Genomic DNA, 17039 nt, shown 5'->3' with positions numbered 1-17039 from the left:
ACACGCCGTTATCTTGGGGCCGGCCCCGTATTTCCGGATTAGCGGCCAAGTCATTCGCCGAGGTCCCGGGAACGAAATCGTGGGGCGGTATCGAAATCATTTCTGGGAAATTCAGGGCGATATGTTTTCGCGGTGCGACTGCCGGGACAACGCATCGATTCATTTCGAGGATGCCTTTGGCGGCGCGTCCGAATTTTTCGGTCCTTTCCGCCCTCTCTTCATGTCCGACGGAACCGTCTACGCCGATCACGAACCGTTCGCGAAATTTGTCGAGGAAGCGCGATGCTGGCATCATTGTGCCACGAACGTGCGCTGGCCCGTTCTGGTCGTTCGATAGCGGAAGAATGGGTTTCCGGTTCGGTTCTCCCGAAACGTGTTGACCTCAAATAAATGAGGTATCATTCGGCACTGGACATCACCGAAGCGCAATACCGACGAATCGGCCAGAGCTCGGCGCGACGAGGCGCGCCTGCCAGGTCCTCGAATCCTTTTCGCCAGGACGGTCGCATGAGAGAGCGACGAATCCGCCGACGGGCACTTGACCTTTGCTTTGAAATCGCCATCGGTCTGCACTTGAGAAATGGAACGAAAGGGAATATTACTTTGCCAGCGATCCAGGTCGCTTCCGACGCGAACCAGAACTCCCGTCTAAGTTCTGTTCCGGGCAAAAATAATAAGAGACATTGCAAATTTACATTGAGGAGTCTTTCACTTGAGTAAAAGATTATACGTTGGCAATCTCAGCTACAGCATCCGAAACAATGAGCTGGAACAACTGTTCGCCGCTTACGGTGTGGTCGAATCGGCAAATGTCATCATGGATCGCGATACCGGACGCTCCAAGGGCTTCGGCTTCGTGGAAATGAGCAGCGATCAGGAAGCGCAGGCGGCTATTTCCGCGCTTAACGGTAAGGAAGTGGAAGGCCGGAGCCTGACGGTCAACGAGGCCCGTCCCCCGCAAGACAAGGGCGGATTCGGCGGCGGCAGACGCGGTAACGGCGGCGGCCGCCGCTTCTAAAGCATCCGCGCCGGGGCATCGCTCCGTCCACGTCTTGAACCGACCCATGCGGCGATCTCGATCGTCGCATGGGTCGGCCTGCGGATATTTCGTTTGAAGACCGTCGTCGACCGGAAAAACGACGCTGCCGATTGCCAGCTTTTGGACAAGGAGCCTTCGGATCGCCCCATAGGGGCAGGCTCCCGGAGGTTTATTACTCCGAGAAACACGGAAAAGTCATCATGCAACGCTATCTATCGATCTTCACCTCCGGCACCGCAGAGGAACGCCGCTCCAATTTCGAGAGTTACTGGATCTTTTCCCAGCGCCATGCCGGAGAATTGCTGGAAAAAGAAAAGGATTTGTCGAACAAACGCGACAAGCTGAATCACTTCAAAAAGAATCCCGTTCGATCGCGCTTGCCGTTGCCCGACCCGGAAGCGTTTTATCGCAATTGCGTTCGTCTCCGCGACGCTCCGAGCCGCCTCGACCGCAAGGTGTTGCTGCTGACCTGCATCTACAAGTTCGCCCGTCACGAATGGAGCGGCATCCAGGGAGCATGGGACGCCACGCCGACGATGTCGGATTCACGCCGATTAACGGACCAAATCAGCCGGGTTCATCTGGCGGAGGAATTCTGCCATGTGCGCTTGTTTCAAGAAATGCTGCAAACATTCCATCTCGCCCGGGTCGAATGGGTGCCCGTGGGCCCTTTCATGAAAAGGGTTTACCGGATTTTTCCGCGCCTACCGGGTTTTCTGATGGATGCGCCCGCATTTGTTACCGAACTCCTGGGCATGGTGTTCTACCTGCATCTGAATGCCCTGTTCGACCGGGTGCTCGCCGACGAGCCCGAGGCGCACGACCGTCTGCGCGAGTTGCTAACGGAAATCATGATCGACGAGTTGGCGCACGTCGGCCAACGGCGGAATTTCATCGGCCCCATCGGAATTCGCTGCGCCAGACTGATGATAAAACCGTTGTTCCGCACTTTCTTCAACGACATCCCCGAAGCGCGGCATTTGTTTGACATCGATCGCATGATCGAGGACGCGCTGGCTTTCGATTACAACAACCTACCGGATTCGCTGCTTCGCCACAGCTGGATACCGAGCTACTGCCACGCGCGGCCGAAGTCGCTGGAAAATAACCCGAGTCGGCCGTAAAAGCCTCGACCGGCGAGCGGAACGACTTCGGCGGGCAAACCGGCGACGCCGTCCGGCGTGATTCGAACGGCTCGAACTTCGCTGAACTCGGGCTACAATGATCTTATCCGCGCATCCGTATTTCGAGCTCCGGCCACGACCGTCCGGGTTCGCGGCCAGCGCTTCGAAAAAAAACAGACCTTGAGCCGGCTTGGGGGGCTCGTCGATGGCTAACAGACTGATCCAAAGTTTTCTCGTGGTGCTGCCTGCCCTTCTGGCGGGCGGATGTTCCAGTTACCCTCCCGCGCAAAACGGTCAGCGAATTTACCAAGGCGGCAATGACCAGAGCTATACGGCGCCCGCTCCGGCCGCGATACCGTCTCGCGGGAGTTTGCCGTTGTCCCGCACGATGCCTTCCGCGCCGGCCGCTTCGGGCATTTTTCCGAAGCCCGCGAGTCTCGAGCCCCAGGTCGCCTTCTGGCGCAACGTCTACGGCGTTTGGAGCCGATCCCAGGTGGCTCTGCACGACAATCGTTTTCTGGATGTGATCTACGAGGTGATTCAACTCCCCGGCGATATCGCCGAGGGCTATACTCCGCGCCAAAAGGAATGGGTGCGCGAGCGGACGGCCTATTGGAAATCCCGGCTGCTCGATCTGGAGCAAAAGGTCGCTGCCGGAATGCCTTTGACGCCCGACGAGCGGAAGCTGGCTGCGAAGATCGATCGGCGCGGCGATCTCAAAACGGCGCTTCAGGGCGCGAGCGAGCGGCTCCGCGGACAACGCGGACTTCGGGAACGCTTCAAGAGAGGGTTGGAAATCAGCGGTCGTTACGACCGGCACTTCAGAGAGATTTTCCGACAGGCGGGCCTTCCCGAGGATTTAGCGTATTTGCCGCACGTGGAATCGTCGTTCCAAACCCACGCGCGCTCGTCGGCCGGCGCCGTCGGAGTGTGGCAGTTCACCCGCGCGGCGGCGGAGCGGTTCATGAGCGTGAACGCGGCGATCGACGAACGTCTGGACCCGGTCGCTTCGGCGCGCGGAGCCGCCCGCTATCTCAGCCATGCCTACGGCAAACTGGGCAGTTGGCCCTTGGCCATCACCTCCTACAATCACGGTATCTCGGGCATGCTGCGGGCCAAGCAGGCGTTTGGCCACGATTTCATGCGAATCGTCCATGACTACGACCATCCGCAATTCGGTTTCGCTTCCCGTAACTTTTACGCCGAATTTTTAGCGGCCCGGGAAGTCGCCCGCCTGCCCGAGCGCTTCTTTGCCGAGGGTCTCCGCTACGAAAAACCGCTCGATTGGGACCGCGCCGTCCTGACGCAAGACGCGCTCGTTTCGACGCTGGCCCAACGATACGTTACCGATAAATCCCGGCTTATCGCCCTGAACGCCGCCTGGAGCGAACCGGCGAAATCGGGCCGGACGGCTCTGCCCGCCGGTACGGAGGTCTGGCTTCCCGCGGGAACGCTCCGGCAGATGGCCTCTCGATCGCAACAAACCCGCACAGTCGCGCAAAGACGGGGAGCCGGAGAGATTTCAACCAACGTCAAAGTCAATTATCCGGGTAAGCTCGAAACCCTCGGAGCCAACATCCCGCCCGCTCCTTCGTCGAGAGTCCCGAACGCCGGCTATGAACCGGAGAAAACCCGGATTCTCATTCGATGATCGCGATTTCGTAAAATCAGACTGGCATCTTTGTAAGAATTAGGGTAGGCTGCACCTAGTTTGTCGCGGCGAAAGACCGGTCTTCGCCACGAGGATACGGAATTTTCCTTTCAGTCAATGCCTTTTCGGCACCTGCTAGTCCCCGCCTCCTCCCGCAAACCGCACGCGGCAGCACCCTCGGGTCCGCCCTGTGGTCATAGCAACCTCATGCTCGCGCTCCAACCGGTGCCGCTCATCGCGGCAGGCAAGAGCCAGGAAAACATTACATGGCTTTCAATTCTTTCGGCCTGTCCAAGACTCTCCTGCGGGCCGTCGCCGATCAAGGCTACGCATCCCCCACTCCGATCCAGTCGCAGGCCATCCCCGCCGTGCTGAACGGCCGCGATTTGCTGGCCGCGGCTCAGACCGGCACGGGAAAGACCGCCGCATTTACCCTGCCTTTGCTGCAACGCTTGCTGGATGGCGCCGAGAACCGCGATCGGTTGCCGCCGGGACGTCCGCCGCGGGCGCTGGTCCTGGTTCCGACACGAGAACTCGCGGTCCAGGTCGGCGAAAATGTTCGCGCCTACGGGCGTTATACGCCGCTGCGCGCGGCAACCGTTTTCGGCGGTGTCGGAATGCAGCCTCAGATCGACATGCTGCGGCAAGGCATCGATATTCTGATCGCAACGCCCGGCCGGCTCATCGATCTCGTCGCGAAGCGCCAGGCGAATCTGGCCAAAATCGGATTTTTGGTGCTGGACGAAGCCGACCGAATGCTCGACATGGGTTTCATTCATGACATCAAGCGCATTCTCGGCATGCTGCCCCAAGCGCGGCAGAACCTGATGTTTTCGGCTACCTTCTCGAAGGACATCTACGGTCTCGCGGCCGGATTCCTGAACAATCCGATGGATATCGAAATCGCGCCGCGCAATTCGCCGGCCGAGACCGTAAGCCAAAGCGTCTACCATGTCTCCCAGCAGAGCAAACGGGCCTTGCTCGCGCGTCTGCTGCGCAACGAATCCCAGGGACAAACCCTGGTGTTCACCCGGACCAAGCATGGCGCCAATCGCCTGGCGGAGCAACTCGGCCGGGACGGTTTTCAGGTTGCCGTGATTCACGGCAATAAGAGCCAGTCCGCGCGGACCCAGGCGCTCGCCGCCTTCAAACAGGATCGGGTGCAGGTTCTGGTCGCGACCGACATCGCCGCCCGGGGCTTGGACATCCAGGAACTCCCGCATGTCGTCAACTACGAGCTGCCTCAGGTTCCGGCCGACTACGTGCACCGCATCGGCCGCACCGGCCGCGCCGGTTCGACCGGCGAGGCGGTATCCCTGGTCTCTCCCGAGGAAACGCCGCAGCTCCGCGATATCGAGCGCTTGCTCGGCCGCAAGCTTCCCGCCCTTCCTTCACCGGAAGGCTATGTGCCACAGACCGCCGGAAATCCCGGAACGCAGGATGCCCGGCGGGTGTGGCAATCAACCCCGAGGCGTGGATCGGCTACTACTCCGCGTCGCCGGTTCGTTTAACCATCGCACCGCCGATCCAGGCGGCGCCCACAGGAGACAATCCATGCTGAGAATTTATGCCGGAAATCTGCCGGCCGACACTACCGAGCGGGAGTTCACGGAACTTTTCGCGGAATATGGCCGGGTCCGCTCGATCGAGTTGGCGCGAGACATCTTTTCGGGCCGCTGCCGCGGCTTCGGATTCGTCGAGATGGAAGGCCACGAGGCACGCGCGGCAATCGCGGGGTTGAACGGCCGCAATTTGCGCGGCAACAATCTTCGGGTCAACGAGGAACGCCCCCGCGGACGCAACAAGGGTGGTCGGCGACGTTAAAAAAACGTTGCGCGTCCAGTACGACCATCTACCTACAGAATCCTTTTTCAAAAAGGTGTTTACTAATAGATTCGTCGATCTCGCGAACGAGAGCTCGATCTGCATTTATTAAGTTTTTGTTTATATCCCTATCGAGGAATTTTTGATGAGCACGAAATTGTATGTCGGTAACCTGAGCTACAGCATTGACAACAGCGAACTGGAGCAACTGTTCGCGCCGCACGGCACGGTACAGTCCGCGAATGTGATCATGGATCGAGAAACCGGTCGCTCCAAGGGCTTCGGCTTCGTAGAAATGGGTACCGATCAGCAGGCCCGGACCGCGATTAGCGCCCTTCACGGCAAGGAAGTCGGTGGACGCAGCCTGACCGTGAACGAGGCTCGTCCCCGCGAAGAGAGATCCGGCGGCGGCTTCGGTTCCGGCAGACGCAACGGCGGCGGCTTCGGCGGCGGACACCGCTATTAATATTCGCAAACCGGCGCCAAAGCTCTGCCTTGGCGCCGGACAAGGGAATCATCCCGGCCTCGCGTTGGCGGAACAGGCCGGGATAGCTTGCGGGCCGAACCGTTGATTTCCGACCGGCGGGCTTACGCCGCCCGCAGCGGGGGCTCGTCCATCAATGCGATCTGCTCGCGAAGCTCGAGAACGCGGTCGTGCCAATAACGCGGGGTATTGAACCACGGGAACGCGATCGGAAAGGCCGGATCGTCCCAACGCCTCGCAATCCAAGCAGCATAATGAATCAATCGCAAGGTGCGTAGCGCCTCGATCAGGTGCAGTTCGCGCGTGTCGAAGTCGAAAAAGCTTTCGTAACCGGCGAGCAGATGGCTCAGTTGCCGCGCCATCTCCTGGCGGTCTCCGGAAAGCAGCATCCATAAATCTTGTACCGCGGGCCCCATCCGGCTGTCGTCGAAATCGACGAAATGGGGGCCGTCGTCCGCCCACAGCATGTTTCCGGGGTAGCAATCTCCGTGCAATCGCAGCGCGCGCACCGGACCTGCGCGTTCGAAACAGCGTTTCACGCCGTCCAGAGCGCGATTCACCGCATCGCGATACGCATCCGCAATGTCCGACGGAATCAAACTGTGAGACAGTAGATAATCCCGCGGCTCTTCTCCGAAACTCGCGATATCCAGCGCGGGACGCGCGTGATAAGGCTTGAGCGCGCCGACCGCATGAATGCGGCCGATGAGCCGCCCCATGCGCTCCAGCGTGGCATAGTCGTCGAATTCCGGAGCATGGCCGCCTTGCGTCGGAAACACGGCAAAGAGAAAGCCGCCGAACCGGTGCAGGGTCGAGCCGCCGGAACCCGGCAAGGCCGGCACGACCGGCAATTCGGATTCCGCAAGCTCCCGCATGAAGTCGTGTTCTTCGAGAATGGCGGCATGGCTCCACCTTTCGGGACGATAGAATTTCGCCACGACGGGCGGTCCGTCTTCGATGCCGATCCGGTAAACGCGATTCTCGTAGCTGTGGAGCGCCAGCAAGCTGCCGTCGCCGTGGAACCCCGCGCTGTCCAGCGCGTTCATGACGCAATCGGGCGTCAGGGATGAAAAAGGATGGGTGTCCGGGAGAATGTTCATGGGGCCTCATTCTACACGGATCGCGGCCGCCGTCTTCACGCCGGCGGATTTTGGATTATCCTTGGGCGATCGCCGGTCAGATTTCAAGTTCAACGTAGAAAGGCTCATGAAAATCAAACTCACGCCACACGAAGCCCGCGTCATCGGCTGCCTGATCGAGAAGGAAATCGCCACTCCCGAGCAATATCCCCTGTCGCTCAACGCGCTGACCAATGCCTGCAATCAGAAAAGCAATCGCGATCCCGTGCTCGATCTCGATGAAGCCACCGTACAACAGACGCTCGACGGACTCGTAAAAAAATATCTGGTCAGCGCCGACAGCGGCTTCGGCAATCGGGTCACGAAGTACCGGCACCGGTTCTGCAACGCCGAATTCGGCGATCTGAAACTTTCGCGTCAAGAAACGGCCATCGTGTGCGAATTGCTGCTGCGCGGGCCGCAAACACCGGGAGAACTGCGCAGCCGGGCCGAGCGCCTGTGCAAATTCGCGGACGTGCAAGAGATCGAGAGCGCGCTGGCCAGACTGATGGCGCGAGAAGAACCGCTGGCCGCGAAATTGCCGCGCGAACCGGGAAAACGCGAATCGCGCTTCATGCACCTGTTTTTTGACGCCGGCCAGGCGACGGCGCGCGATGGGGATGTCGAGGCGGGGCTTGAGCTTCCGGCTTCCGACCGTGAGCGGCTCCATCGTCTGGAGCGAGCGGTCGATGAACTGATGAGCGAAGTGCACCGGCTCCAACTGAAACTGGCCGCGCTCAGCCCCGAGTCGTAAACGGTGGATATTGGCCTGCCCGCCCTACTCGGCAGGCTTGCTTCTCAAGGCCTTGAGCCGTCCGCGCCTGCTTTTGCCGTCCAGCCGCCGCATCCGAGAGGCTTTGGTCGGCCGGGTCGATTTTCGCGCCTTGCGCGTCATCGCGACGCTTTTTATCAGCGCAGCCAGCCGCTCCAGCGCATCTTCCCGATTCTGCTCACGGGTTCGAAACCGCTGAGCCTTGATGACCACGACGCCCTCGCCCGAGATGCGCCGATCGTTCAGCGTCAACAATCTTTCCTTGTAGAACTCGGGTAAGGACGACGCCCCGATGTCGAAACGCAAATGAACCGCGCTGGACACCTTGTCGACCTTCTGCCCGCCCGCTCCCTGAGCCCGCACGGCGTTCATCTCGACCTCGGCGAGAGAAAGGCGAACCAGATTCGAGATTCTCGGCACGGCCTTTCAATAATGCGGCGGTTTTTCGTCCACGATCTTGCCCGCATCGGCTGCGATCGACAATTGCGTGATACGATCGACCAGAAGCCTGCAAGTCGCCTCCAACTGATCGATCTGTTTTTGCTGTTCGCACACCACGTTGTTCAATGCCTGAATCGTGTCTTCCTGATAAGCGAGTTTGGTCTCCAAATCAACCAAGCGTTCTTCCGTCATGTTCGGCCTTTAAGATCGTTTGTTTCAATCCGCGCCCGGCCTCATCCGCCGGACGAGAACCCGCCGCCTGCGGACGGAGGCCGTCGGATCGACCTCCTCGCGAACGAGGAAGTGATCGGAAGGATAACGATGCACCGCATCGTCGTCCAGATTCGGCCATTGCGAACTCTCTCCTTGGCGCCCGTCCCTTCGGGGCCCGCCTGCCGGCGGTCCGAGTTCGTTCCCTTCGAACTCGGCCCTCTGAAGGGGGCGATTTCAGCTCCGCCGCTCTTCGAGCCAGACCCGCGAGGCGCTCTGATAAAAGCGGCGGATTGAGCCTTATCGTTCCCGCTTTTTCAACAGGGCGCCGAGATCGGCGAACGGCTTGAAGACGGCGTCCGAGCCCCGCCGCCCTCCCCCGCTCGATCGCTCCGCACCCAGATAACGGGAATGTTCATCGTCGTGGCAATAAAGACAAAGCAATTCCCAATTGCTGCCGTCCGGCGGATTATTGTCATGGTCGTGGTCTTTATGATGAACCGTAAGCTCGCCGAGGTTTTCGAGCGAAAATTCACGGGCACAACGCCCGCAGACCCATGGATATAGCTTCAAAGCCCGCTCGCGATAGCCGCGTTCGCGCTTTTCCCGGTCGCGCCGGGCCGCGGCGACGACTTGATCGAGCCTCCGGTTGCCGGATTCGTTTTTCGTGACGGGCATGATTCTTCCTCCGATCATTCATCGTTCAGTTTGATCCCAAAATACGCCCGATGTTCGCCATGAAAAAAACCGCCCGCGCACTCCGAATTCGATGCCTGCTCGTGCTGCTGAGCGTCATCCTGGCGTTCCCCGCGATATATCGGGCGCTCCCTTGGATCATTGCGGAAAGTCTTCGATACCGGCTGGTCCTGGCCGGGTTCACTCAAGTCGAGGTGCGTACCGGATATCCCTCCCGGGACGAACTGAGCCTGGACGCCATTCAACTGAGCCGCCGCTCCGGAAACCGGATCTCCACGCTCCGCGCGACCGGGGTGACGGTTCGCTATCGCCCTCTGGAACTCCTGTCGGGACGTTTCGCCCGCATTCACATTCCGCACGCGGAGATCGAAAGCGGCTTCATCGCGGGCGAAGCGCCGGCTCGGGACGAGCCGGCCGAAACTGCCCGGCCGTCCGGCTTGGGCGCTCTCGCGCCGAGGTATCTGTTATCCCGATTGCCGTCGGACGAAGCGTATCTCGACGCACTAGACGCAGAATTCCGGATTCCAGACGGCCGGAATTACCGAGTACACGCGACGGGGCGCGTCGCGAACGAACAGGGATTGCTGACCGGTGAAATTCGTCCGGCGGAGGGACAAGCGCTCGCGTTCTCGGCGCATGTCACCGCAAGCGGCGGGTTTGAGCTGGATCTCCGGGCGGCAGGCGTTTCGGCGCCGCCGGTTCTTCATGTTGTTCTCCATGCGACGGCGGTCGATGATCGCCACTTGCACATCGACGGCTCGGCTCGGGCCGAACTGGACGGCATCATGCGCTTGCTGCGCACCGGCTTCCGCTCCGAGGAAAAATGGCCGGCCTTGGCGGGAACCCTGGAAAGCCGCTGGCAGGGTGTCGTCCCGATGGCCGCCGACGACTGGGACGCCATGAAGATCGGCAGCGATCACAGCTTGAAGATCAAGACCGGCCGGGCGAACGATGCGATTCGCGCTATCGAATCCCGCCTCGAAGCGTCCGTCGGAATCGAAGGCCGCCGAATCCGCTGGCGCATCGGAAACCGATCCGAGCTATCGGCCCGATTCGAAGGCCGAACGGACGCTTCGGCGGAACCCCGGATTGCGATGACTTTCCCGAACGGGATGGCCGGCCAGGCCGAAATAGCGACGGAAAGGCTGAATCTTCGTGTTGCGCCCGGATTCTCCGCGCATCTCGTCTCCGCCCTCCCGTCCGGATTTTCGTCGTCCGGGATCGATATCGAACTCGCCGATGGCGCGAACCTGAGCTACGACACGAAACCGGGACGATGGGCATGGGAACCTTTCGCATTCTCGACCCGGCCGGCATCCCTGAACTGGCCCGGCGGCGCGGTCGAGGCCGATGCGATCGCCCTGAAAATCGGCGAACTCGCCGGAGAACGAGCCGAATGGCGCGGCAAGGGCGAACTGCGCGTTGCGAATCTCAAGCCGAAGATTCAGGGTAAACCCTTGCCTGCCGGCGAGGTGAGGGTCGAATTCCAGGCGAATCCGAAGCAACTCGGACTGGAAGGCGCCGTGACGCTTTCCCACGGCCGAGTGACCTTGACCGGCCGGGCGCGCCACGCGCTTGCCGGCGGCGGGGGATCGGCGCAGTTCGACCTGACTCCGGTGGTTTTCGGCGAGTCGGACTTCAAGCTGAGCCAGTTGCTGGAGCCCTGGCCTTATCCACTCGACCTGCACGCGGGCCGGATCGAGGCGGCGGGCGACAGTTCGTGGAGCCGTGCGCCATCACGCGGCGCCTTGCACTTCGAAAATCGATTCACCGTAACCGCCGAAGGTCTCGCCGGCCGCTTCCAAAGCATAGGGTTCAAAGGGCTCGACGCCCGCCTGGTCCTATCCGACCTGAACGGCTTGCAAACGGTCGACCCCGCGCGGATCAGCGTCGCCCGTCTCGATGCGGGAATTCCGCTCACCCATCTGATCATGGACGCCGCGGTCGCCGGTCATGCCGGAAGCTCCGGCCCGACGATCGATTTGCGGCAGTTCGATGTCGATCTTCTCGGCGGAACGGCCCACGGCGGCCCGGTTCGGTGGAATGCGGCCCATCCGGATTCTCCGGTCGTCCTCGCGCTGAAAAGAATATCGTTGAGTCAGATCGTCGCGCTCGAAAGACAGCAGGGCGTGGAGGCTTCCGGCCTCCTCGACGGGCGGCTGCCGCTGGAAATCACCAAAACCCACGTGGCGCTGCGCGGAGGCGAACTTCAGGCGCGTCCGCCCGGCGGCTGGATTCGCTATCGGCCGACGGAAAAGGTCAAGGCGATGGCGGGCGCCAATCCCGGCCTGGAATTCGTGAACCAGGCCCTGAGCAATCTGCAGTACGAAACGCTGAAAGTGAATGCCGACAGCACTCCCGCGGGCGACTTGGCCCTGCGCGTCGGGTTGCGGGGCCACAATCCGGATTGGCAGTCGGATCGGCCCATACACCTCAACCTGAACCTTCAGGAAAATGTTTTGATGCTTCTGCGCAGCCTGAGGGTCGCCGACGATTTGACCGATCGCATGAATCGGCAGATCCAGGAGCGCTACCGAAAAAAACATTAGCCGGAGTCGATGCGGCGGATGGATATCGGCGGAACCCGATGCTATCCTCAGCCGCTCTTTTTGATCTCGATACAGAAAAACAACGATGATGCGAAGCTCTTTTTTCGCAAAGTTCTCTTCGGTCTGTTCCTTCTCCGCGATCACGCTGCTGGCGGCTTGCACTCCCCGAGTCGAACTGGCCGCGCCGCAGGAACCCATCACCATCAATCTCAACGTCAAGATCGACCACGAAGTCCGGGTCAAGGTCGAAAAAGACCTGGAAGACATTCTGTCGAAAGAGAGCGGACTGTTCTGATTCGAACGAGGATTTGCCATGTTCAGATATATTTCTTTGCGCGGAGCGATTGCTCCCCTGTTTGCGCTGGCGCTAGGCGTGGCGGTCTGGCCGTCGCCGAGTTGGGCGATCGGTCTCGACGATGCGAAAAAGCAGGGTTTGGTGGGCGAACAGCCCAACGGTTACCTCGAGGCGGTCGCGCCCAATCCGCCCGCGGACGTCAGAGCCCTGATCGCGGATATCAATGCCAAGCGCCGTCAGAAATACGAGCAGGTCGCCAAGACCAACGGCACCAGTTTGAGCGTCGTGGAAACATTGGCCGGAAAAACGGCGATCGAAAAGACTCCGCGGGGCCAGTACGTCAGATCGCCGGCGGGAAACTGGATCAAGAAATAAGCATGATTCGCCCGGAAGCCGGCTTGCCGGTATCCCGATCGGGCGTTCCGCCCGTCCCCTGCCCTTGATATCGCCATTTTTCAACCCACAAGGAGATTCCCATGTCCGACAAGATCGTCTTCAAAACCGGCGAAGCCACCGTGCTCGCCGCCGAAGGCCAATATACCGATGCCATGCCGGAAATTCTGATCGGCGACGTGAACGGCCCGGTCGGGCAAGCCTTCGCCAACATGATGGGACAGACGGCGGGACACACCCGCATGTTCGCGATCAGAGCCTGCAACCAGCAAGTGCGCCCGGCGACCCTGATGGTGCCGAAAGTCACCATGAAGAGCGGCGCCTACGTCAACCTGTTCGGCGGCGTGGTCCAGTCGGCCACGGCGGACGCTGTGCTGGACTGCGTGATCGAGGGCATCATCCCGCGCGATCAGGTCAACGACCTCTGCATCATCAGCCTGGTGTGGATCGATCCCGAGTGCGCCAAGGATCCCAACCTCGACGAAAAGGACCTGTACCGCACCAATTACGAGGCGACCAAGCTGGCCATCCGGCGCGCGCTCAACGACGAGCCTTCCATCGACGAACTGATCGCCAACCGCCATACGATCAAGCACGATATGTACGATCCGGACGCTTAGAGCGTATCGCTTGGATCGAAGGAAAAACGCCGGCTTCAGCCGGCGTTTTTGTCTCCCCTGAAACGGCTCTGAACGATGACCGTTTGCAATTGGAAGCCGCGATTGATGCGGTTCCCTTCGTTCACCGCATCCTACGACTCTTGATCTGTAGGATGCGGTGAGACACGAACCGCATCTTGCGAGGTTTAAAAACACTCGCGCCAACTGAAGAGCGCATTAGAGCTTTTTAAGCGTGCCCGAAACATTCAGCCCGTCTTCTGTTCGCAAAGCCCAGTCCCATCAAACCGCTGGCGAGCAGCCAGACGATGCCGGGTTCGGGAACGACATTGACGTAGGAGTCGCTGCCGCCACCTGAACCACCAATCGATATCACATGAAGACCTATCCGGAAATCGCCGGCCAACTTGGCCTGTAGTAGATCGGCAAGCGTAAAACCGCCAGCCAGATTGAACATGACGCCGAATATTTCGCCAGGGTTGATGCCGTTCTGGGGGGCGGGATCATCAGCCGTCATTCGCCATGTCGATATAAAACCCACCGTGTTTCCGGCCGGCAATTGAGCCGGGGTTCCGCCGACACTGAAGTCTACGTTAGGATCTCCCGTGTAACCGGCCGTAGTTTCGTCCGCATCGATGAGCCCGTTGACGCTCGAAATAATGTGATCCGCGTCGTCGTCGAAGTAAATTCCGGCAATCGATGACGCGATAGGGCCGACATTCCGAAAGACAAACAAAACCTGATTATCGGCAAGGTTCGCATCCCCGTTACGGTCGTAGATATCGACGAAAAGCTGATCCTCCAGAGCCTGCGTAAGAGGAGGATTATTATTGGTGATCGCCCTGAATGTTTGCGTATCGGCGGCATTTGCGGGATCGAGTGAAGAAAGAGGCACCGCTTGGGCCGCGACGGGCGCCAGAACGACGCTCAACAGGCCTGCCCGAACAACCGTGGATATTTGTCTGAGCATGATTATCTCCTTTAAGATTGATTTCCGTATCGAGCTCGCATCCTTCATTGCAAGCTCACAGCGAATAAAGCATTAAGTGTGCCAAGGAAAAATACAGGGAGCCAGGCTTTGATTATTCGGTTTATCTGCCGTCGCCGATACGGCCTTCGATGAGGCGGGTGTCGTGGCCAGAAAACCCCGCATCCATATCCCGGACGCCGTCTATCACGTGACGCTCCGCGGCAACGGCGAACGGCCCCTCTTTTTCCACGACGAGGACCGAGCCGCTTTCGAGGAGCTGGTTGCCGAGGGCGTTTCCCGTTTCGGCCACCGTATTCACGGCTATTGCTGGATGCCGAACCATGTCCGCTTGGCGGTTCAGGTCGGCGAACTGCCGCTTTCGAAAGCCATGCAACACCTCGCTTTTCGGTATACGCGACGGATCAACCGACGCGAAAACCGGATCGGCCATCTGTTCCAAGGGCGGTTCAAGGCGGTTCTGATCGACGCCGACGCTTATCTGCCGAGGCTTGTCCGCCATATCCATCTTGATCCGGTCCGGGCGCATTTGGTCCGAGACCCCGCCGAATATCGCTGGAGCGGGCATCGGGCTTATCTCGGTTTGGACGACCGCGCCGCCTGGCTTACGACCGACTGGGTGTATGCCCGACTGGCCCGAGATGCGGCGACGGCGCGAGAGCGCTATGCGCGTTTCGTCGCCGACGGAGCGCGGGAAGAGCATCGCGAGGATTTCCATCGGGGAACGTCGGGGGGACGAATCCTCGGCGGCCGGGATTTCGTCGAAAAGACGCTGAGCCAAGCCCGTCAAGCGCCGGAAGCGCGCATCGGACTTGAATCGATCGTCAGCGTGGTGTGCGCCGCCCGCAAGATGGATTGGGACCGGATCAGCGGAACGGGCCGCGGTCGAATGGAGGCCGAAGCACGCGCGTTGATCGCGTATCTGGCCTTGGAAACGGGCGCTGCCACCCTGACTCGGGTCGGCATGCGCTTCAACCGCGACGTATCGACCTTGAGCACGGCGGTCAACCGGTTGCGGGAGCGCATCAGGCGCGATCCCGGCCTGGCGACGGAGATCGGGCGATGGATCAATCTCTTGGGCATCGTACGATCAGCCTGAATCCGGCCGTTGGAAACGGCCTGAAAAACCCTAAACCCTCTCCCCGGCCCTCTCCCAAAGGGAGAGGGCGTTTTGAAGGTCGGGAGCGGGGTTGGGGTGAGGGCATACGGCGGCTGACGCGGCATGGCGGTCGTTTCGGCGATTCGACGGCGGTTTTCAGGATCAGCAAAGCCTGGCCCCATGCCCTTGCCTATCCAAACGTCTCGCCGTCCATTTCTCGTGGCGAACGCCGTTTCATCCCCGTTTCGGTTTTTACCCCGTTACGGCGTCAAATAATTTTACGCCGCTATCATATTGTTTTTCTTGTAAAATTCGGCGAATTTTACCGTTTTGAAACATGTTTTGGAGAATAAAGGGCTGCGCCGGCGTCGTTTTTGCGGACGAATCCGTCAGGAATTTTTACGGTTCGGAAGTTTGCACGGCAGGAGCCGCTCGCCGAGAGATCGGGATTGCCGTTGCCGGCGGCTCCGGGAAGGCCCAGGGCGAAAAGGAAACCGGCTTGAAAAAGCCGGTCACCGATAGATCAGAACCGCCTCCCGCTCCTCCTGCCATGAGCGTTCGTCCGGCAGCGTCAGCGCGTCGAGATCGGACGGCGCGGCGGCGGGATCGTCCACCCACTGGCGCAACAGCTCGCTGCCGTTGATGAGATCGATAGCGAGGCGATCGTATTCGTATTCGTACGGGAAATCGCGCCAGAGATCGTAGTCCGGCTGGAGCTTCCGAATCGCCTTGAATGCCAGCGCTTGCAGGCGCCAGGGCCGGAAAGCGTCGTGCGCGTAGGCGTCGTCCTCGACATGAATCTGCACGCCTTCGCACAGCTTTCCCGCGTGTTTGTGAAAAGTCGGCTCGAACCAGCAGACCCGCAGCCGGCAGCCTTGCAGCCAGTCCGGCGCCAGCGCTTGCATCTCGGCGACCAGCCGATTCGCCTCCAGATCGGGCGCGCCGAACAGTTCCAGGGGGCGGGTGGTGCCGCGGCCTTCGGACAAGGTCGTACCTTCCAGCATCACCGTGCCGGCATAGCAGCGCGCCATCCATAAATTGGGCGCGTTGGGGCTGGGGTTGATCCAGGTGCGCTCGCCCAAAGGCCAGCCGTAGCCCGGCGCTTTTTCCGGTTCCCAGTCCGCCATCTTCACGATGTGGCAATCCACGTCGAGCCGCAGGATTTCCACGAACCAGCGCGCCAGCTCGCCCAAGGTGAGCCCGTGCCGCATCGGGAGCGCGCCGGCGCCCACGAAGCTTTCCCAGCCGGCCCGGAGGCGCAGCCCCTCGATCGGGCGGCCGGCGGGATTCGGCCGGTCGAGAATCCAGACCGTCTTGCCCTTTTTGGCCGCTTCCTCCAATACATAGCGCAAGGTCGTGATAAAGGTGTAGATGCGGCAGCCGAGGTCCTGAAGATCGACCAGCAGCACGTCGAAGCCGTCCATCATGGCGGCGGTTGGACGGCGCACGCCGCCGTACAGGCTGAAGACCGGAATGCCATGAACCGGATCGACGAAATCCGGCGATTCGACCATATTGTCCTGCTTGTCGCCGCGCAGCCCGTGCTGGGGTCCGAAAGCGGCCGCGACCTCGAACTCGCCGAGCGCTGCCAGCGCATCGAGCGAATGAACGAGGTCGTCGGTGACCGAGGCGGGATGGGCGAGCAAGGCCACGCGGCGGCCCTTTAGCGGCTTGCGAAGGTCGGGGCTGTCTAGCAGCCGGTCGATGCCAAACTTCATTGATGTCTCCTTGTGGCGAAT

19 protein-coding genes are annotated in these 17039 nt (G+C 60.5%); 13 read left to right on the top strand and 6 right to left on the bottom strand.

The window, feature by feature from the left end; all coding sequences use genetic code 11:
* Nucleotides 1–712 precede the first annotated feature (712 nt).
* The 6 genes from ACWJKU_RS08185 to ACWJKU_RS08160 all read left to right on the top strand — a co-directional run bounded on the left by ACWJKU_RS08185 (nt 713) and on the right by ACWJKU_RS08160 (nt 6104).
* Nucleotides 713–1018, top strand: coding sequence for an RNA recognition motif domain-containing protein (locus ACWJKU_RS08185; protein ID WP_454147557.1), 306 nt, complete (start codon nt 713–715; stop codon nt 1016–1018).
* A 221-nt stretch (nt 1019–1239) separates the two neighbouring features.
* On the top strand, nt 1240–2163 hold the full coding sequence (locus ACWJKU_RS08180; protein ID WP_454147555.1) for a hypothetical protein: 924 nt from the start codon (nt 1240–1242) through the stop codon (nt 2161–2163).
* 205 nt (nt 2164–2368) lie between these two features.
* Nucleotides 2369–3814, top strand: a complete 1446-nt coding sequence (locus ACWJKU_RS08175; protein WP_454147553.1) for a lytic transglycosylase domain-containing protein — start codon at nt 2369–2371, stop codon at nt 3812–3814.
* A 266-nt stretch (nt 3815–4080) separates the two neighbouring features.
* Nucleotides 4081–5325: a DEAD/DEAH box helicase gene (locus tag ACWJKU_RS08170; RefSeq protein WP_454147551.1), complete on the top strand. Its 1245-nt coding sequence runs from the start codon at nt 4081–4083 to the stop codon at nt 5323–5325.
* A gap of 43 nt (nt 5326–5368) precedes the next feature.
* On the top strand, nt 5369–5638 hold the full coding sequence (locus tag ACWJKU_RS08165; RefSeq protein ID WP_454147549.1) for an RNA recognition motif domain-containing protein: 270 nt from the start codon (nt 5369–5371) through the stop codon (nt 5636–5638).
* Between the two features lie 145 nt (nt 5639–5783).
* Nucleotides 5784–6104: an RNA recognition motif domain-containing protein gene (locus ACWJKU_RS08160; RefSeq protein WP_454147547.1), complete on the top strand. Its 321-nt coding sequence runs from the start codon at nt 5784–5786 to the stop codon at nt 6102–6104.
* Between the two features lie 122 nt (nt 6105–6226).
* Here ACWJKU_RS08160 and ACWJKU_RS08155 read toward each other — a convergent pair whose 3' ends face one another.
* Nucleotides 6227–7222 (bottom strand): serine/threonine protein kinase, encoded by a 996-nt coding sequence (locus tag ACWJKU_RS08155; protein WP_454147545.1) that lies wholly within the window; start codon nt 7220–7222, stop codon nt 6227–6229.
* A gap of 106 nt (nt 7223–7328) precedes the next feature.
* On the opposite strand from ACWJKU_RS08155, the gene ACWJKU_RS08150 reads away from it, so the two are divergent.
* A complete protein-coding gene (locus ACWJKU_RS08150) occupies nt 7329–7994 on the top strand; it encodes a YceH family protein (RefSeq protein WP_454147543.1) in 666 nt (221 codons plus the stop codon).
* A gap of 24 nt (nt 7995–8018) precedes the next feature.
* Here ACWJKU_RS08150 and arfB read toward each other — a convergent pair whose 3' ends face one another.
* The 3 genes from arfB to ACWJKU_RS08135 form a co-directional block, all read right to left on the bottom strand.
* Nucleotides 8019–8432 carry an alternative ribosome rescue aminoacyl-tRNA hydrolase ArfB gene (gene arfB, locus ACWJKU_RS08145; RefSeq protein WP_454147541.1) on the bottom strand — a complete coding sequence of 138 codons (414 nt, stop codon included), beginning with the start codon at nt 8430–8432 and terminating at the stop codon, nt 8019–8021.
* A 6-nt stretch (nt 8433–8438) separates the two neighbouring features.
* Complete coding sequence (locus ACWJKU_RS08140) at nt 8439–8645, bottom strand: SlyX family protein (protein ID WP_454147539.1); 207 nt, start codon at nt 8643–8645, stop codon at nt 8439–8441.
* A gap of 318 nt (nt 8646–8963) precedes the next feature.
* Nucleotides 8964–9341: a YajD family HNH nuclease gene (locus ACWJKU_RS08135; RefSeq protein ID WP_454147537.1), complete on the bottom strand. Its 378-nt coding sequence runs from the start codon at nt 9339–9341 to the stop codon at nt 8964–8966.
* Between the two features lie 59 nt (nt 9342–9400).
* Between ACWJKU_RS08135 and ACWJKU_RS08130 the strand changes: the two genes are divergently transcribed.
* The 4 genes from ACWJKU_RS08130 (at nt 9401) to fae (ending at nt 13216) form a co-directional block, all read left to right on the top strand.
* A complete protein-coding gene (locus tag ACWJKU_RS08130) occupies nt 9401–11908 on the top strand; it encodes an intermembrane phospholipid transport protein YdbH family protein (protein ID WP_454147535.1) in 2508 nt (835 codons plus the stop codon).
* 85 nt (nt 11909–11993) lie between these two features.
* A complete protein-coding gene (locus ACWJKU_RS08125; protein WP_454147533.1) occupies nt 11994–12203 on the top strand; it encodes a YnbE family lipoprotein in 210 nt (69 codons plus the stop codon).
* Nucleotides 12204–12221: 18 nt separating this feature from the next.
* Nucleotides 12222–12578, top strand: coding sequence for a YdbL family protein (locus tag ACWJKU_RS08120; protein ID WP_454147531.1), 357 nt, complete (start codon nt 12222–12224; stop codon nt 12576–12578).
* A gap of 101 nt (nt 12579–12679) precedes the next feature.
* Complete coding sequence (gene fae, locus ACWJKU_RS08115) at nt 12680–13216, top strand: formaldehyde-activating enzyme (protein ID WP_454147529.1); 537 nt, start codon at nt 12680–12682, stop codon at nt 13214–13216.
* A gap of 226 nt (nt 13217–13442) precedes the next feature.
* Here fae and ACWJKU_RS08110 read toward each other — a convergent pair whose 3' ends face one another.
* Nucleotides 13443–14183 carry a PEP-CTERM sorting domain-containing protein gene (locus ACWJKU_RS08110; protein WP_454147527.1) on the bottom strand — a complete coding sequence of 247 codons (741 nt, stop codon included), beginning with the start codon at nt 14181–14183 and terminating at the stop codon, nt 13443–13445.
* Nucleotides 14184–14346: 163 nt separating this feature from the next.
* Between ACWJKU_RS08110 and ACWJKU_RS08105 the strand changes: the two genes are divergently transcribed.
* On the top strand, nt 14347–15300 hold the full coding sequence (locus ACWJKU_RS08105) for a transposase (protein WP_454147525.1): 954 nt from the start codon (nt 14347–14349) through the stop codon (nt 15298–15300).
* Complete coding sequence (locus ACWJKU_RS08100; protein ID WP_454147523.1) at nt 15264–15653, top strand: hypothetical protein; 390 nt, start codon at nt 15264–15266, stop codon at nt 15651–15653. The genes ACWJKU_RS08105 and ACWJKU_RS08100 overlap by 37 nt, the downstream gene beginning before the upstream one ends.
* A gap of 159 nt (nt 15654–15812) precedes the next feature.
* Here ACWJKU_RS08100 and ACWJKU_RS08095 read toward each other — a convergent pair whose 3' ends face one another.
* Nucleotides 15813–17018 carry an exo-beta-N-acetylmuramidase NamZ family protein gene (locus ACWJKU_RS08095; RefSeq protein WP_454147521.1) on the bottom strand — a complete coding sequence of 402 codons (1206 nt, stop codon included), beginning with the start codon at nt 17016–17018 and terminating at the stop codon, nt 15813–15815.
* Nucleotides 17019–17039: the final 21 nt, after the last annotated feature.

It is taken from the genome of Methylocaldum sp. MU1018 (assembly GCF_053646775.1).
This window is presented reverse-complemented; position numbering and strand designations above follow the sequence as displayed.

Coding starts and splice junctions, on each gene's coding strand:
- ACWJKU_RS08155 (WP_454147545.1), bottom strand. CDS start 7,222: ATGAACATTCTCCCGGACACCCATCCTTTTTCATCCCTGACGCCCGAT.
- ACWJKU_RS08150 (WP_454147543.1), top strand. CDS start 7,329: ATGAAAATCAAACTCACGCCACACGAAGCCCGCGTCATCGGCTGCCTG.
- fae (WP_454147529.1), top strand. CDS start 12,680: ATGTCCGACAAGATCGTCTTCAAAACCGGCGAAGCCACCGTGCTCGCC.
- ACWJKU_RS08095 (WP_454147521.1), bottom strand. CDS start 17,018: ATGAAGTTTGGCATCGACCGGCTGCTAGACAGCCCCGACCTTCGCAAG.
- ACWJKU_RS08175 (WP_454147553.1), top strand. CDS start 2,369: ATGGCTAACAGACTGATCCAAAGTTTTCTCGTGGTGCTGCCTGCCCTT.
- ACWJKU_RS08125 (WP_454147533.1), top strand. CDS start 11,994: ATGATGCGAAGCTCTTTTTTCGCAAAGTTCTCTTCGGTCTGTTCCTTC.
- ACWJKU_RS08165 (WP_454147549.1), top strand. CDS start 5,369: ATGCTGAGAATTTATGCCGGAAATCTGCCGGCCGACACTACCGAGCGG.
- ACWJKU_RS08180 (WP_454147555.1), top strand. CDS start 1,240: ATGCAACGCTATCTATCGATCTTCACCTCCGGCACCGCAGAGGAACGC.
- ACWJKU_RS08130 (WP_454147535.1), top strand. CDS start 9,401: ATGAAAAAAACCGCCCGCGCACTCCGAATTCGATGCCTGCTCGTGCTG.
- ACWJKU_RS08120 (WP_454147531.1), top strand. CDS start 12,222: ATGTTCAGATATATTTCTTTGCGCGGAGCGATTGCTCCCCTGTTTGCG.
- ACWJKU_RS08110 (WP_454147527.1), bottom strand. CDS start 14,183: ATGCTCAGACAAATATCCACGGTTGTTCGGGCAGGCCTGTTGAGCGTC.
- ACWJKU_RS08170 (WP_454147551.1), top strand. CDS start 4,081: ATGGCTTTCAATTCTTTCGGCCTGTCCAAGACTCTCCTGCGGGCCGTC.
- ACWJKU_RS08160 (WP_454147547.1), top strand. CDS start 5,784: ATGAGCACGAAATTGTATGTCGGTAACCTGAGCTACAGCATTGACAAC.
- ACWJKU_RS08100 (WP_454147523.1), top strand. CDS start 15,264: ATGGATCAATCTCTTGGGCATCGTACGATCAGCCTGAATCCGGCCGTT.
- ACWJKU_RS08140 (WP_454147539.1), bottom strand. CDS start 8,645: ATGACGGAAGAACGCTTGGTTGATTTGGAGACCAAACTCGCTTATCAG.
- ACWJKU_RS08135 (WP_454147537.1), bottom strand. CDS start 9,341: ATGCCCGTCACGAAAAACGAATCCGGCAACCGGAGGCTCGATCAAGTC.